Source organism: Parapedobacter indicus (assembly GCF_900113765.1).
GTDB classification, from domain to species: Bacteria; Bacteroidota; Bacteroidia; order Sphingobacteriales; family Sphingobacteriaceae; genus Parapedobacter; species Parapedobacter indicus.
In genome coordinates this window covers 205546-220346 of the sequence record NZ_FOQO01000008.1, presented here as the reverse complement: position 1 = coordinate 220346, position 14801 = coordinate 205546, and the positions used below count along the sequence as shown (strand labels likewise).

At 46.7% G+C, this 14801-nt stretch carries 22 protein-coding genes; 21 read left to right on the top strand and 1 reads right to left on the bottom strand.

Translation table 11 applies throughout. The annotated features are described in order from the left end of the window. Nucleotides 1–7: 7 nt before the first annotated feature. From rplF to BMZ56_RS16900, 21 genes are all read left to right on the top strand, one after another. Nucleotides 8–565 carry a 50S ribosomal protein L6 gene (gene rplF, locus BMZ56_RS17000; protein WP_090628719.1) on the top strand — a complete coding sequence of 186 codons (558 nt, stop codon included), beginning with the start codon at nucleotides 8–10 and terminating at the stop codon, nucleotides 563–565. Between the two features lie 6 nt (nucleotides 566–571). Then, nucleotides 572–925, top strand: coding sequence for a 50S ribosomal protein L18 (gene rplR, locus BMZ56_RS16995; RefSeq protein WP_090628717.1), 354 nt, complete (start codon nucleotides 572–574; stop codon nucleotides 923–925). A gap of 11 nt (nucleotides 926–936) precedes the next feature. Beyond that, complete coding sequence (gene rpsE, locus BMZ56_RS16990) at nucleotides 937–1455, top strand: 30S ribosomal protein S5 (RefSeq protein WP_090628716.1); 519 nt, start codon at nucleotides 937–939, stop codon at nucleotides 1453–1455. A gap of 5 nt (nucleotides 1456–1460) precedes the next feature. Then, on the top strand, nucleotides 1461–1640 hold the full coding sequence (rpmD, locus tag BMZ56_RS16985; protein WP_090628714.1) for a 50S ribosomal protein L30: 180 nt from the start codon (nucleotides 1461–1463) through the stop codon (nucleotides 1638–1640). Nucleotides 1641–1705: 65 nt separating this feature from the next. Beyond that, nucleotides 1706–2152 carry a 50S ribosomal protein L15 gene (rplO, locus tag BMZ56_RS16980; RefSeq protein WP_090628713.1) on the top strand — a complete coding sequence of 149 codons (447 nt, stop codon included), beginning with the start codon at nucleotides 1706–1708 and terminating at the stop codon, nucleotides 2150–2152. Nucleotides 2153–2155: 3 nt separating this feature from the next. After that, nucleotides 2156–3490: a preprotein translocase subunit SecY gene (secY, locus tag BMZ56_RS16975; RefSeq protein WP_090628711.1), complete on the top strand. Its 1335-nt coding sequence runs from the start codon at nucleotides 2156–2158 to the stop codon at nucleotides 3488–3490. A gap of 8 nt (nucleotides 3491–3498) precedes the next feature. After that, the gene (map, locus tag BMZ56_RS16970) at nucleotides 3499–4284 is read left to right on the top strand and encodes a type I methionyl aminopeptidase (protein ID WP_090628710.1); all 786 of its coding nucleotides are present in this window, start codon (nucleotides 3499–3501) and stop codon (nucleotides 4282–4284) included. A 72-nt stretch (nucleotides 4285–4356) separates the two neighbouring features. Further along, entirely contained in the window at nucleotides 4357–4575 is a 219-nt protein-coding gene (infA, locus tag BMZ56_RS16965; RefSeq protein ID WP_013633164.1) for a translation initiation factor IF-1, read from the top strand. A gap of 96 nt (nucleotides 4576–4671) precedes the next feature. Next, complete coding sequence (ykgO, locus tag BMZ56_RS16960) at nucleotides 4672–4788, top strand: type B 50S ribosomal protein L36 (RefSeq protein WP_013665024.1); 117 nt, start codon at nucleotides 4672–4674, stop codon at nucleotides 4786–4788. Between the two features lie 16 nt (nucleotides 4789–4804). Next, nucleotides 4805–5182: a 30S ribosomal protein S13 gene (gene rpsM / locus BMZ56_RS16955; RefSeq protein WP_090628708.1), complete on the top strand. Its 378-nt coding sequence runs from the start codon at nucleotides 4805–4807 to the stop codon at nucleotides 5180–5182. Between the two features lie 16 nt (nucleotides 5183–5198). Then, nucleotides 5199–5588 carry a 30S ribosomal protein S11 gene (gene rpsK / locus BMZ56_RS16950; protein WP_090628707.1) on the top strand — a complete coding sequence of 130 codons (390 nt, stop codon included), beginning with the start codon at nucleotides 5199–5201 and terminating at the stop codon, nucleotides 5586–5588. Nucleotides 5589–5654: 66 nt separating this feature from the next. Then, nucleotides 5655–6263, top strand: coding sequence for a 30S ribosomal protein S4 (rpsD, locus tag BMZ56_RS16945; RefSeq protein ID WP_090628705.1), 609 nt, complete (start codon nucleotides 5655–5657; stop codon nucleotides 6261–6263). An 84-nt stretch (nucleotides 6264–6347) separates the two neighbouring features. Continuing rightward, the gene (locus BMZ56_RS16940) at nucleotides 6348–7340 is read left to right on the top strand and encodes a DNA-directed RNA polymerase subunit alpha (RefSeq protein ID WP_090628703.1); all 993 of its coding nucleotides are present in this window, start codon (nucleotides 6348–6350) and stop codon (nucleotides 7338–7340) included. A 79-nt stretch (nucleotides 7341–7419) separates the two neighbouring features. Beyond that, on the top strand, nucleotides 7420–8019 hold the full coding sequence (gene rplQ, locus BMZ56_RS16935) for a 50S ribosomal protein L17 (protein ID WP_090628702.1): 600 nt from the start codon (nucleotides 7420–7422) through the stop codon (nucleotides 8017–8019). 93 nt (nucleotides 8020–8112) lie between these two features. Further along, nucleotides 8113–9249, top strand: coding sequence for an aspartate aminotransferase family protein (locus BMZ56_RS16930; RefSeq protein WP_090628700.1), 1137 nt, complete (start codon nucleotides 8113–8115; stop codon nucleotides 9247–9249). A gap of 40 nt (nucleotides 9250–9289) precedes the next feature. After that, the gene (locus tag BMZ56_RS16925) at nucleotides 9290–10267 is read left to right on the top strand and encodes a Rossmann-fold NAD(P)-binding domain-containing protein (RefSeq protein WP_090628699.1); all 978 of its coding nucleotides are present in this window, start codon (nucleotides 9290–9292) and stop codon (nucleotides 10265–10267) included. A 7-nt stretch (nucleotides 10268–10274) separates the two neighbouring features. Further along, nucleotides 10275–11066 (top strand): acetylglutamate kinase, encoded by a 792-nt coding sequence (argB, locus tag BMZ56_RS16920; protein WP_090628697.1) that lies wholly within the window; start codon nucleotides 10275–10277, stop codon nucleotides 11064–11066. Between the two features lie 30 nt (nucleotides 11067–11096). Further along, complete coding sequence (proC, locus tag BMZ56_RS16915) at nucleotides 11097–11900, top strand: pyrroline-5-carboxylate reductase (RefSeq protein WP_090628695.1); 804 nt, start codon at nucleotides 11097–11099, stop codon at nucleotides 11898–11900. After that, nucleotides 11893–12954 carry a M20 family metallo-hydrolase gene (locus BMZ56_RS16910; RefSeq protein ID WP_090628694.1) on the top strand — a complete coding sequence of 354 codons (1062 nt, stop codon included), beginning with the start codon at nucleotides 11893–11895 and terminating at the stop codon, nucleotides 12952–12954. The genes proC and BMZ56_RS16910 overlap by 8 nt, the downstream gene beginning before the upstream one ends. 83 nt (nucleotides 12955–13037) lie before the next feature. After that, nucleotides 13038–13472: a PepSY-like domain-containing protein gene (locus BMZ56_RS16905; RefSeq protein WP_090628692.1), complete on the top strand. Its 435-nt coding sequence runs from the start codon at nucleotides 13038–13040 to the stop codon at nucleotides 13470–13472. An 89-nt stretch (nucleotides 13473–13561) separates the two neighbouring features. Then, on the top strand, nucleotides 13562–13882 hold the full coding sequence (locus BMZ56_RS16900; protein ID WP_090628882.1) for a heavy metal-binding domain-containing protein: 321 nt from the start codon (nucleotides 13562–13564) through the stop codon (nucleotides 13880–13882). Here the strand turns inward: BMZ56_RS16900 and BMZ56_RS16895 are convergent. Further along, nucleotides 13872–14726 (bottom strand): alpha/beta hydrolase, encoded by an 855-nt coding sequence (locus BMZ56_RS16895; RefSeq protein WP_090628689.1) that lies wholly within the window; start codon nucleotides 14724–14726, stop codon nucleotides 13872–13874. The genes BMZ56_RS16900 and BMZ56_RS16895 overlap by 11 nt on opposite strands. Between the last annotated feature and the right edge of the window lie 75 nt (nucleotides 14727–14801).

Sequence of the window (14801 nt, the reverse complement as noted above, 5' to 3'; positions counted from 1 at the left end):
AGTCGAAATGTCAAGAATTGGAAAAGCGCCGATCGCCATACCTGCAGGGGTGACGATCACGGTGTCGGATAAAAATCTGGTAACCGTAAAGGGACCTAAAGGGGAGCTAACCCAGCAGGTGGATACCGACATTGCGGTAACGCAGGAAGACGGACAGTTGTTGGTAAAGCGCCCCACAGATCAAAAACGGCACAAGGCGTTGCATGGTTTGTATCGTTCGCTGCTGAACAATATGGTCGTCGGTGTGACGGACGGGTATAAGACCACTCAGGAATTGGTGGGGGTAGGATACCGTGCAAATGCACAGGGAAGCACGTTGGATCTGACACTTGGTTTTTCTCACCAGGTGGTGTTGATTCTGCCAAAGGAGGTGAAAGTGACTACCACTGCGGAAAAAGGTAAAAACCCAACCATTACGTTGGAGTCCATTGATAAGCAGTTGTTGGGACAAGTGGCGGCAAAGATCCGTTCATTACGTGCACCGGAGCCGTATAAAGGAAAAGGTATTAAATTTGCTGGTGAGCAATTGCGCCGGAAAGCAGGTAAATCAGCAGCTAAAAAATAATTCATCATGGCAGGAACAAAAGTAACGCGTAGGGATCGCATAAAAAGAGGGATTAGGAAACGCCTGTCTGGTTCTTCGGAGCGCCCACGTTTGTCTGTATACAGGAGCAACAAAGGTATCTATGCACAGGTAATTGATGACCAAACCGGTGTAACGTTGGTTTCAGCATCGTCTTTAGCCAAGGGTTTTTCAGCATCGGGTACCAAAGTGGAACAGTCCAAGGCTGTAGGAAAACTGATTGCAGAGAAGGCATTGGCAGCAGGAATCAGTCAAGTAGTTTTTGACCGTAATGGGTATTTGTACCACGGTCGTGTGAAATCACTCGCCGAAGGTGCCCGGGAAGCAGGTTTGGATTTTTAATCATCGAGAACATGTCATTAAGTAACATAAAGAGAGTAAAATCAAGCGAAATTGAATTAAAAGACCGTTTGGTAAGTATTCAGCGCGTGGCTAAGGTAACCAAGGGTGGCCGTACATTTAGCTTCTCAGCCATTGTGGTAGTGGGTGATGAGAATGGAGTGGTAGGCTACGGTTTGGGTAAGGCCAAGGAAGTAACGGAAGCGATTACCAAGGGAATTGACGACGCAAAGAAGAATTTAATCAAGGTGCCGATTATCAAGGGAACCGTTCCTCACGAGCAGATCGGCAAGTATTCGGGTGGAAATGTATTAATTAAGCCTGCCGTACATGGTACCGGTGTGTTAGCCGGAGGTGCGATGCGCGCGGTGCTGGAAAGCGCCGGAGTAACCGACGTATTGGCTAAGTCCCTGGGATCGTCCAACCCGCATAACGTGGTAAAGGCAACGATTGATGCACTCCTGAAAATGCGCGATGCGTATACCGTTGCCCAGCAACGTGGCGTCGATTTGAACAAAGTATTTAACGGATAACGATTATGGCAAAGATTAGAATCACCCAGATTAAGAGTATCATCGATCGAAGCGAACGTCAGAAGCGGACCATTCAAGCCTTGGGGTTGCGAAAGATTAATCATACGATCGAGGTGGAAGCAACACCTTCCGTTATCGGTATGGTGCGTAAGGTAAGCCACTTGGTGGCAATAGAACAAGTATAATATACGTTTAATCGTTGTACCTGTTTAGTGAAAGCGAAGGTGCAACCCAATAACAATTTAGTAAGATGAATTTAAGTAATCTAAAGCCCGCAGAAGGGTCGGTAAAGAGTAAGAAACGTATAGGCCGTGGTACGGGATCCGGCCGCGGAGGTACTTCAACGCGTGGGCACAAAGGAGCCCAGTCGCGTTCAGGCCACAGTACGAAGATCGGTTTTGAAGGCGGGCAGATGCCGTTGCAACGACGTGTTCCGAAGTCCGGTTTCAAAAATCTGAATCGTATTGAATATGTAGGAATCAACTTGGATGTGCTACAGGGACTCGTAGAGAAGTACAATCTTTCTGCGATAGATTTTGAGGTGCTGAAGGCTCATGGATTGGTTTCAAAGAAGGATCTGGTGAAGATTTTGGGTAGAGGAGAGCTGACATCCAAGATTGAAGTAAAAGCCCATGCATTTTCAGCCACGGCACAGAAGGCGATTGAAGCAGTAGGGGGCTCGATTGTAAAACTTTAATACATGAAGAAGCTAATCACAACCTTGACCAATATTTGGAAGATCGACGATCTTAGAACGCGTATTTTGAATACGCTTTTGTTTCTTGTGATCTATCGTATTGGGTGCCATATCGTGTTGCCGGGCGTTAACCCCGCTGCGCTTCAGCATGAAGCCAAAGAGGGATTGTTGGGCTTGCTTGATATGTTTGCCGGGGGATCATTTTCCCGTTCGGCAATTTTTGCGCTGGGCGTGATGCCTTACATTTCGGCTTCCATTGTCGTCCAACTGCTGGGGATAGCAGTACCTTATTTCCAAAAGATGCAGAAAGAAGGTGAGAGCGGGCGCAAAAAGATGAACCAGATTACGCGTTATCTTACGTTGGCCATTACGCTGGTACAGTCTATCGCATACGTACGTACACAAATAGACGGTGCCGCGAAGATGATTCCGGATCCGATGTTTACCATCCTGTCGGCTTTTGTTTTGACTGCCGGGACGCTGTTTGTCATGTGGCTTGGGGAGAAGATTACCGATAAGGGAATTGGAAATGGTATTTCACTGATCATTATGGTGGGAATTATCGCACAGTTGCCCAGTGGGATCACTGCTGAGTGGTTTTCGCGGATGAGTACGGGGGGCGGCGGCCCGATCCCCTTGTTGTTGGAGTTTATCGCATTGTTCTTTGTCGTGATTTTCACCATTCTTATTGTTCAGGGTGTTCGTAAAATACCGGTACAATATGCGAAGAAAATCGTAGGCAACAAGCAATACGGTGGAGTAAGGCAATACATTCCGTTGAAAGTGAACGCTGCTGGGGTAATGCCTATTATCTTTGCTCAGGCCATTATGTTCGTGCCGATGAGCCTTGGTCAGTTTTTTCCAAACTTACAGTCGTCTTTTCTGACGTCGTTAAGCAATTACACGTCGGTAGCTTACAACGTAACGTTTGGGATTTTGATCATTGCGTTTACATTTTTCTATACGGCGATTATGGTAAATCCGCAGCAGATGTCGGAGGATATGAAGAAAAATGGCGGGTTTATTCCGGGAGTTAAGCCCGGGCAGGCTACCAATTTTTATATCGACAGTGTCATTTCGAAAATAACACTTCCGGGCGCGATTTTCTTGGCGATCATAGCCATTCTGCCGGCCATAGCGAGCCTTTTTGGCGTGAATAATCAATTTGCCCATTTCTATGGAGGTACTTCATTGCTGATTCTCGTTGGGGTTGTATTGGATACCCTGCAGCAGATTGAGAGCCACCTGTTAATGCGCCATTACGATGGACTGATGAAGACCGGTCGTATCCGCGGGCGTACACAGGTCGCTTCCGGACCTACCCAATCGGTCATTTAATCTTTAGCATGTCTAAAGTATATTACAAATCAGAAGACGATATTACGCAACTGCGAAAGTCCGCAACGGTACTTTCGCAGTTGCTTGGTGAAATAGCCAAAGAAATCAAGCCCGGTGTGACAACGCAGGCGTTGGATAAACGGGCTTATGAGTATATCCATGACCACGGTGGGCGACCGGCATTCCTGAATTACAACGGGTTTCCTAATTCGCTCTGTATTTCGGTGAATGACCAGGTGGTACACGGAATACCAGGTAACTATGAGTTGCGCGACGGAGACATCGTATCGGTAGATGGCGGTGTCGAGTTGAACGGTTATATTAGTGATTCGGCGTATACGTTTGCCGTTGGGGAAGTAAATGGGAATGTTAAACAGCTTCTTCGCGTAACGCTGGAATCCCTTGAATTGGGGATTAAACAGGCAATATCAGGGAAACGGGTTGGCGATATAGCCTATGCGGTACAAGAACATGTAAGCCAGCATGGATATGGCATTGTCAGGGAGCTGGTAGGGCATGGTGTGGGATTTAAATTGCACGAAAAGCCGGAGGTGCCAAATTATGGTAAACGGGGCTCGGGAACTAAGTTGGAAACGGGACTGGTGATCTGTATCGAGCCCATGATTAACATGGGTAAAGCGGGCGTTAAGTTTTGGGATGATGGATGGACGGTGAGCACGGTGGACGGCAAGCCGTCGGCCCACTATGAACATATGGTCGCCATCCGCAAGGGTACGCCCGATGTGTTAACGACTTTTTCTTATATTGAAGAAGTTTTGGGTAAAAAGGATTGATATTCAATTTTTTTTGCTTATCTTTGCATCCCTGTTTGTGCGGGGGTATAATTAGATAATAATCAAGACTATATGGCGAAACAATCCTCAATTGAGCAAGACGGAGTCATTAAAGAAGCACTTTCCAATGCGATGTTTCGTGTCGAATTGGAAAACGGGCATGAAATCATCGCTCATATTTCGGGGAAGATGCGGATGCATTACATTAAAATTCTGCCCGGAGACCGGGTAAAACTGGAGATGTCGCCGTATGATTTAACAAAGGGAAGAATAACATACCGTTATAAGTAAAAAGTTAAAAAATAAAAAAAGATAAATCGAATGCTTTAAGCGTGTTTTGCGTTGCGCTGCAAGTGGGCATTCCGTACAAAGAACAACAGTAAGATCATGAAAGTCAGAGCATCCATCAAGAAACGCAGCGCGGATTGCAAAATTATCCGTCGCAAAGGGAAGGTATTTGTAATTAATAAGAAGAACCCTAAATTCAAGCAACGTCAGGGATAAAAACAGTTAATAATATATGGCAAGGATCGCAGGTATAGATTTACCGAAAAACAAACGAGGAGAGATAGGCCTCACATACATTTACGGAATCGGTCGGTCGACCGCACAGCGGATTTTAGATAAAGCTGGCATCGATTATAACGTGAAGGTGCAGGAATGGGACGACGAGCAGTTGACTGCTATCCGTACCGTCATCAACGACGAGATCAAAGTTGAAGGTGCACTCCGTTCGGAAGTTCAGTTGAATATCAAACGCTTGATGGATATCGGTTGTTACCGGGGTCTGCGCCACCGTAAGCATTTGCCTGTTCGTGGCCAACGTACCAAGAACAACTCGCGTACGCGGAAAGGAAAACGTAAGACTGTTGCAAACAAGAAAAAAGCTACTAAATAATAATTGAGAAGAGACAATGGCTAAGACTAAAAAAGCAAGCAAAAAGCGTATTGTTGTCATCGAGCCGGTTGGTCAGGCCCATATCAATGCTACGTTTAACAATATTATCGTTACGCTCACCAATAATCAAGGGCAGACGATTTCGTGGTCAAGCGCTGGTAAAATGGGCTTCAAGGGATCGAAGAAGAACACACCTTACGCAGCTTCTCAGGCGGCTTCTGATTGTGGCAAAGTTGCACATGATCTGGGACTCCGCAAGGTGGAAGTTTTTGTAAAAGGCCCCGGTGCCGGACGCGAGTCGGCCATCCGGACGTTGCAAAACTCGGGTATTGAGGTGATGGCCATCAGAGACATTACGCCGCTGCCCCATAACGGCTGCCGCCCTCCCAAACGCAGAAGAGTATAACAAACAATTTTTAAAGCTAAGATTCTTCAGTTATAGGCTGAATGATACTTTAAAACCAATCAACATATGGCGAGATACACAGGACCAAAGTCCAAAATTGCCCGTAAATTCAGAGAACCAATTTTCGGGCCTGACAAAGCATTAGAGCGTAAAAACTATCCTCCGGGACAGCATGGGGTTTCAAAACGTAGAGGAAAGCAGTCGGAATATGCGATTCAGTTGTTGGAGAAACAGAAAGCCAAATATACCTACGGCGTACTGGAACGGCAGTTTGCAAACCTTTTTGCCAGAGCTTCTGCTAAGCAGGGGATCACGGGAGAAGTATTCCTTAAGCTTTTGGAAGCCCGTTTAGATAATACGGTTTATCGGTTAGGAATTGCTCCGACTCGTTCTGCCGCGCGTCAGTTGGTGGGTCACAAGCATATTACGGTAAATGGTGAAGTGGTAAATATACCTTCCTATAGCCTTCGTCCCGGTGACGTAATTGCGGTGCGCGAGCGATCGAAATCACTCGAAGCAATCAGTAACGCGGTAGCTGGTCACAAAATCAATAAATTCAGCTGGTTGGAGTGGGATGCAAGCGGGTTAACGGGGAAATTCCTTAACTACCCCGAGCGGACCGAAATCCCCGAAAACATCAAGGAGAACTTAATTGTCGAGTTGTACTCCAAATAAATAACGCTGCAGGAAAGCATAACCGTTTGGTTTATGCTCTTCTGTTGTATAGTAATTTTTGTAAACAAACATAAGAATAAATACATGGCAATCTTAGCATTTCAAAGACCTGATAAAGTTATCATGCAGAAATCGACGGATTTCGATGGCACGTTTGAATTTCGTCCATTGGAACCGGGTTTCGGTGTGACCATCGGTAATGCTTTACGCCGTATTCTATTGTCCTCACTGGAAGGATATGCAATTACGTCGGTTCGTTTCTCGGGGGTATCGCACGAGTTTTCCACGATAAAAGGTGTTGTGGAGGATGTGACAGAGATTATCCTCAACTTGAAACAAGTGCGTTTCAAGAAAACAGGAGAAATGGGCGAATCTGAAAAGATCTTCATGGTCGTCAACGGGCAAGATCAATTGCAGGCTGGGGATATCACTAATTTTTCTAATAATTTTACGGTATTAAACCCAGATCTGGTTATTTGTAACATGGAAAGTTCGGTAACGCTCGAACTGGAGATCAACGTTGCAAAGGGCCGGGGATATGTGAATGCCGAGGAAAATAAAGTGACCGATGGTCCGGTTGGAATGATTGCTGTGGATTCGATTTTCACGCCAATCAAGAACGTGAAATATACGATTGAGAACTATCGGGTAGAGCAAAAAACCGACTACGAGAAGTTGTTGTTGGATATTTCTACAGACGGGTCCATCCACCCGGAGGATGCCTTGAAGGAGGCTGCTAAAATCCTGATCCAGCATTTTATGCTTTTCTCCGACGAGAATATGTTGCTCGAGTCGCAAGCCAAGGAAGAGACGAAGGTGGTAGACGAAGAGATTTTACATATGCGTAAAATCCTAAAGACCGAATTGGTCGACCTGGATTTATCGGTACGCGCACTTAACTGTTTGAAGGCTGCCGATATCCGTACGCTTGCGGAGTTGGTGACGTATGACGTGGCGGATATGTTAAAATTCAGGAACTTCGGTAAGAAGTCCCTGAGTGAGATCCAGGAATTGGTGAAATCAAAAGGCTTGTCATTTGGTATGAATTTGGCCAAATATAAGCTTGACGAGGAATAATAGAATAATAGTTAGCGACCTGTTGCATAATTCCCTCCGATAGCGATCGGAGACGGTATGCACAAATTTTAAAATTAAAATGAGACACGGAAAGAAAATCAACCACTTGGGCCGCACAGCAAGCCATCGGAAAGCGATGTTGGCTAACATGGCAACTTCGCTGATCCTACATAAGCGTATCACGACTACATTGGCGAAAGCAAAAGCATTGCGCAAATATGTGGAGCCTTTAATTACAAAATCAAAGAGCGACACCACACATTCTCGCCGGACTGTATTTAGCTATTTGCAAGACAAAGAGGCAGTGACCATTCTCTTCCGTGAGGTTTCGGAGAAAGTTGCAAATCGTCCTGGAGGTTATACGCGCATCATTAAATTGGAAAATCGTTCGGGCGATAATGCGGAAATGGCGTTTATCGAATTGGTCGATTACAATGAAATATACAAGAAAGATGGAGTGGCTACGGAGCGGAAATCTACACGACGACGTGGCGGTAAGAAGAAATCTGGAGCGGACGCTGCCGCAGCTGCTGTCGTTGAAGAGGTAGCTGAGGAACCAAAAGCCGAAACTCAGGAGGAACCGGTTGCTGAGGCTGCCGGTGAGCAGGAGGTAGCCGATGCGGAAGAGGCCACCCCAGAAACGGAAGAAGCTCCTAAAGAAGATAAGAAAGAAGACTAAGCGAATTAGTTCATTGAATGAGTGAAACCCGTTTTTTGATTTCGAAAAACGGGTTTTTTAGTTGTTTGACACCCATTTTAATACAGAATAAACATGAACCTATTTGATGTATATCCCATTAACCCCGTAGCGATTACGAAAGCTGAGGGCAGCACGGTCTGGGACGCCCAAGGGAATGAATACCTTGATTTATACGGTGGTCACGCGGTGATCTCCATTGGTCATACCCATCCTCATTATCTAAAACGTATTACCGAACAATTAGCACAGATCGGTTTCTATTCCAACTCCGTGGAAATGCCGTTGCAGCGTCAGTTGGCCGATTTGCTGGGAAAGGTCTCCGGTAGGCTCGATTACCAGTTGTTCCTGTGTAATTCCGGTGCGGAAGCGAATGAGAATGCGTTGAAATTAGCCTCCTTCCATAATGGGCGGAAAAAGGTGATTGCTTTTAAAGGCGCATTTCATGGGCGTACTTCGCTGGCGGTGGCGGCTACCGATAATCCGAAGATCGTTGCCCCCGTTAATGAGACGGACAACGTTGTTTTCCTGCCTTTCAATGATGTGGAGGCGCTTGAGCATGCGTTTACCACATACGGTGAGGAGGTGTCTTCCGTGATTATAGAGGGCATACAGGGAGTCGGGGGAATACGAGTTGCTTCCAGCGAATTTTTACAGAAAATCCGAGCGTTGACTACTCAGTATGGGGCGGTATTTATCGCCGATTCGGTTCAATGTGGATACGGTCGTACTGGAAAGTTTTATTCGCATGATTACGCAGGAATAAATGCGGATATTTACAGCATGGCCAAAGGCATGGGCAACGGATTTCCCATCGGTGCCATTGCCATATCGCCCACCATCACGCCCTGGTTCGGGATGTTAGGTACTACCTTTGGGGGCAATCACCTTGCTTGTGCGGCTGCATTGGCTGTGTTGGAAGTCATCCAGCGCGAAGAGCTGATGCAACGTGCGGCCGAATTAGGCAGCTACCTTATCGAGGAGTTAACGAAGTTTACCGCCATCCGGGAAGTACGGGGCAGGGGACTGATGATCGGTATCGATCTTCCCGAGGAGCTGAGTACCGTCAAGCGGGATTTGTTGGCTAAAAACCGTATCTTCACCGGCGAAGCCAAGCCGAATGTAATTCGGTTGCTACCAGCGCTGACGATGACGAAAAGCCATGCCGATCAGTTTTTGGAAGCACTGGATGAGCGGCTGAAAGAATTTTAGCCGAATGGTTTAGTTTAAAGCAACAGATAAGTTTAGGCAAATGAAACAATTTTTCTCCGTAGCAGATGTAGCTAACCTATCTCAATTGGTAGACGAGGCTTTGCAGCTGAAGAGCAACCCCTTTACCGCAGCCAATTTGGGCAAGCGGAAGACACTTGGCTTGGTGTTTCTTAATCCGAGCTTGCGCACCCGGTTGAGCACCCAAAAGGCAGCCATCCAGTTGGGTATGGACGTGATGGTTATGAATATGGATAAGGAAGGGTGGGCGCTGGAGACAAAAGACGGTGTGACCATGGATGGAAACACCGTAGAGCATATTCGTGAAGCCGCGGCGGTAATGGGGCAATACTGTGACATTCTCGGCTTGCGTTCTTTCCCTAAGTTGCAGGACCGCGAGGAAGATTATAGCGAGGACTTGTTCAGGAAGTTTATGAGCTACTGCAAGGTACCTGTGATTAGCTTGGAAAGTGCAACCCGCCATCCGTTACAGAGCCTGACAGACTTGATCACCATACGGGAACATTGGCATGAAACGGCCAGACTTCCAAAAGTGGTTATGGCTTGGGCTCCCCATATAAAGGCGCTACCGCAGGCTGTGCCCAATTCTTTTTCGGAATGGATGTGCAGGGCACAGGCGGAAGGAATGGTTGATTTTACCATCGCACATCCAGTGGGGTATGCGCTTGCAGAGGAATTTACAAGGGGTGCCACCGTTATGCATTCGCTGGATGAAGCGATTGAAGGGGCCGACTTTGTCTATGTGAAAAATTGGTCTTCTTACGAAGATTATGGTAAGATTCATTCGGTTGATGAACGGTGGATGATTGATTCGAGCAAGCTGACCCTGACAAATGAGGCCAAGGTTATGCACTGCCTGCCGGTGCGCCGCGATTTGGAATTAGCCAGTGAGGTACTGGATGGACCTCATGCGTTGGTGATCCAAGAAGCGGGCAACCGTGTATGGGCGGCACAGGCGGTGTTGAAGCGCATGCTCGAACAATTACTGTCGGACAATTAAGAGAAAGATGCAAGCAAAGTTATGGATCATTAAGATCGGTGGTAACGTTATTGACGATGCGGAAGGACTGAAGCATTTTTTGGAGCGTTTTGCCAACCTGCGCGGATATAAAATATTAGTGCATGGCGGCGGCAAGATTGCCACCCGAATGGCGGCTGACTTGGGTATCGAAGCGAAGTTGGTGGAAGGCAGACGTATCACGGACGAAGCGATGTTGCGCATCGTAACGATGGTATATGCGGGGTTGACCAACAAACAAGTGGTGGCGGAACTGCAATCGCGGGGCTGCAATGCCATAGGATTGAGTGGCGCGGATGGCAATGCCATCCGAACGGTAAAGCGTCCGGTTACGACGGTCGATTACGGTTTTGTGGGCGACATCCTTCCCCGTTCGGTAGATACCGATACGATCGATACGTTTCTTAACGCCGGTCTTACCCCCGTGTTTTCGGCCATTACACACGATGGCCAAGGACAACTACTGAACACAAATGCAGATACCATTGCCGCTGCACTAGCTGTTGCCTTATCTGCCCGGTATACAACGTCTTTGGTTTATTGTTTTGAAAAGCGGGGCGTACTCCGCGATATTACCGACGAAAATTCGGTAATTGACGAAATTCGGGCCGGTGAGTTTGAGCAGCTGAAAACAGCAGGAGTCATTGCCGATGGGATGGTGCCCAAATTATACAATGCATTCGAAGCTATCGGAAAGGGCGTGAATGAAGTATGCATTGGTCGTGCCGATGATCTACAGTTGCTGCGCGAACAGCACTTTGGAACGAGATTGGTGCGTTGAGCTTTTACTTTTTATTTTTTACGTTAAAAAATGAATAAGATAACGATTATTGGAGGCGGTAATATTGGCCTTTCATTGGCGAGAGGATTGGTAAACAGGGCGTATTGTCATGCTGAAGATATCACGTTGACGCGGAGAAACCTTAAGCTGCTAAATGAGGAGGCTGCTAAAGGCTTTAAGGTAAGTGATAACAACAAAGCGGCCGTCTATGACGCCAATGTCATCGTGCTGGCTGTTTTGCCACAGCAATTAAAAAAGGTACTGGAAGAAATTGCACCTGCTGTCTCGCCGGAAAAGCAAATCGTGGTGTCTGTGATTTCGGGTGTTACGTGCGCGGATGTGCGGGATAAGTTGGGGAACAACATACAGGTGATCCGGGCGATGCCGAATACGGCTATTGCGATTGGGCAGTCTATGACCTGTATTGCATCAGACAACGCATCTGATGAACAGTTGGAGCGGGTAACGAGGATGTTTGAAACGGTCGGTTCGGTGGTAACCATCAACGAAGACCTGATGACTTCAGCTACGGCGTTGTGTGCCTGTGGTATAGCGTTCTTTCTCCGTGCGATCCGGGCCGCATCACAGGGGGGGGTGGAAATCGGTTTTCACGCACACGACGCATTGAAAATGGCCGTGCAAACGGCAAAAGGTGCGGCAGACTTACTGCTGCAAACTCAAAGTCATCCGGAAAGTGAAATTGATAAGGTAACCTCGCCCAAGGGCTGTACGATAGCCGGATTGAATGAGATGGAACACAATGGATTCAGCTCCGCCTTTATCAAAGGTATCAAATTGTCCGCACTCAAGGCCGGGGGGCTCTATAATGATTGAAAAGTTAATCCAAGAGAGTACATCGCTTTTGCAGGATCTCATCCGTATCCCTTCGTTCAGTAAGGAGGAAAGCCAAACGGGGGATACAATTGAGCGGTTCCTGCAACAAAGGGGGGTGCACACGTATCGTAAGATAAACAATATTTGGGCCTATAATAAATATTTTGATCCGGCCAAACCGACGATCTTACTTAATTCCCATCATGACACGGTAAAGCCCAATACGGGTTACACTCGGAATCCCTTTTCGGCCGATATAGAAAATGAAGCCTTATATGGTTTGGGTAGTAACGATGCCGGCGGATGTTTGGTGTCATTAATTGCCACCTTCTTGTATTTTTATCCGAAGGAGGGACTCAGCTATAATTTTTGTATTGCTGCTACGGCGGAGGAAGAAATTTCGGGTATCAATGGCTTGGAATCGGTCATTCCCGATTTAGGCCGGTTGGATTTCGCGATTGTGGGCGAACCTACGCTGATGCAGCTGGCTGTTGCGGAACGGGGATTGGTGGTGCTGGATTGTGTGGCTCAGGGTAAAGCCGGCCACGCCGCACGTGAAGAGGGCGACAATGCGATTTACAAAGCAATTAAAGATATTGATTGGTTCCTTAACTACCGTTTCCCGAAGGAATCCGAAGAATTCGGGCCAATCAAAATGAGTGTCACCGTTATTCATGCGGGGTCTCAGCACAATGTGGTACCTGCTACCTGTGAATTCGTAGTGGATATCCGGGTAACAGATGTGTATCGCAATGAAGAAGTACTTGACATTATCCGTCAGCATGTAACCTGTGAGGTCAACCCCCGTTCCCTGAGGCTCAAACCTTCGTCAATACCCAAGGACCATCCCGTTGTACAGGCGGGCCTAGCGCTTGGACGGATCACATACGGATCACCGACCACCAGCGACCAAGCCTTACTCGATATTCCGTCGCTCAAATTGGGGCCGGGTGATTCAGCGCGGTCGCATATGGCCAACGAATTTATTTACCTAAATGAAATAGATGAAGGGATTCGATTGTATATCGATATACTTGAAAAAATAGTAAAATAGTTGACTTTTTTTGTGAATGCAGTAAGGGTAAACTGCGGTGGAGTTGTCTTGGTATAAATTCAAGAACAATAACATACATAATCATGAAAAAAACAAACTATCTGATGGTCTTATTGAGTACGGTTTGGATCCTAGCTGCGGCTTGCGATAAAGAAAAGATCGTTTCTGCAGATGGACTTCCTCCCAAAGCCCAAGCGTATATTACGCAGCATTTCCCCGGATATGAGATTCTCCAAGTGGTAAAGGAACGGGATGATTTGAAGACTTCCTACGATGTGTATCTAAGCGAAGGATATAACCTTGATTTTGATAAAAATGGGAAAATCCTGGGGGCAGAAGGGGCAAACAAGCTTCCCGATAGTATCGTTCCCCCCAGTTTATTGGCTTATGTCAACACTCATTATCCAGACCTTTTCATACGGGACTGGGAACTGGACGACCGGGGACAGGAGATTAAGCTGTCTAATGAGATGGAATTGCGGTTCGATAAGGATGGGAACTTCTTGCGGATAGACTAGGTCGATAAAATTCCCGCGAGCCACAGACGATACGGCGATTCTGTAACAATTTTCCGGAGTTGGTATCCAATGGTAAAAAATCGATTGCCATGCTTATTACAACAACACCTCAGGTAGAAGGGAAAAAAATCACCAAATATATCGGTTTGGTGAGCGGAGAGACAATCATCGGAGCAAATTTCTTTCGCGATATCTTCGCCGGAATACGCGATATCGTCGGTGGCCGTTCGGGATCTTATGAAAAAGTATTGCGGGAGGCCAAGGAGACCGCTATCTACGAAATGCAGCAGTATGCGGCCTCTATGGGTGCGAACGCGGTAGTAGGTGTGGATCTTGATTACGAAACAGTTGGCAGCGGGGGAAGCATGTTGATGGTCACCGCCAGTGGCACAGCAGTAATTATTGAGTAACCTGAGGGCTGTAAAAACTTTGCAGCCCTTTGATAAAACTTAACTGGCCGGTGTCCATGTGATCCAGGGAGTTGTAGATGAAAGTATCCAAATACAGGCGTTTGATATCTTGATTTTTAAATGCAATGGTCAGTTTATAGATCGGGTCAATGGTCCAATCGCTGTTTTCCAAACTGCCCGCCGTTAAGACGATATTCAGACGGCGGTCGGATTTATGATGCGTTAATTCATCCGGTAGCTCGTTAAGATAAAAATTATGGTACCACAATGTGGGACTTGCCGCAACAATATTGGAAAAAATGGTTTTGTCCGCTTTTGCCTGTTGCAACAATGCAGCTAATGCAAAGTACCCACCGAAAGAATGCCCCAACAATGTGCGTTGTGCGGAATCCACCCGCAGCTCTGTTTCCATTTGTGGTAACAGTTCGGTCGTTATAAAGTTGTAAAAATTTATTCCACCGCCGGGAGCCTCCATTTCATCCGATTCCAATGCTTTTGGGTAAAGGAAATCCCTTACCCGTAGCGAATCCATTTTTTGAAAATCACCATATCCGATACCTACCAGAATCATAGGCGGCAGTAGTCCTGTCATTTCATACTGCTTTACCAGGGGCGCCATGGAAGGGAAATAAAAGTCGCCATCTAGCAATACGGCTATTGGATAATGCGTGTCGGTATTCGAATGGTAATCTTTGGGCAGTTGCACGGAGACGGTAAACGTATCTTGTACTGTGGCCGAGTAATATTGGCGGGTGGTGGTCTGATAATTGATGGGCTGGTTAAGTTGAGCCATACTGGCTATGGGTGATAGCAGCAGCCATAAAAGCAATGTCTTATTTTTCATGGTTTTACTGATTAAGTTTTAGCAAAAGTAGCTACCTAATCAGCAGGTATGTAAGGATTTAACGTTTTTAACAAC